Genomic DNA, 268 nt, shown 5'->3' on the forward strand with positions numbered 1-268 from the left:
AGACGAGAGTCTTTTTCCCACCCCGGATAATAAGCCAGTGTGACAGATATTGAAGGATCTAGCTCGTTCAATATCCGCTCAAATTCAGGTTTAAAGCGCTTAAGGTACGCCTGGCGTTCATTATCGATATGCTCAGCGGCCTCGATAAAGCCAGCGTTCCAGACATCCAGCCACTCTTCTTCCTTCTGCTTCAGTACGGCGTTTCTCTGTTTGAGATGCTTTCTGAAGGTTTTCCACTGTTCCATGAAACTTTGTTCCACGTGGAACA

1 pseudogene is annotated in these 268 nt (G+C 46.6%); it reads right to left on the reverse strand.

Annotation, left to right across the window (positions count from 1 at the left end):
• Positions 1–245 (reverse strand): annotated as a pseudogene (locus B2067_RS12685) (DNA replication and repair protein RecF); the annotation flags it as partial.
• Positions 246–268: the final 23 nt, after the last annotated feature.

It is taken from the genome of Thalassolituus sp. UBA2590 (assembly GCF_002339775.1).
Lineage (GTDB): Bacteria > Pseudomonadota > Gammaproteobacteria > Pseudomonadales > Oceanobacteraceae > Thalassolituus.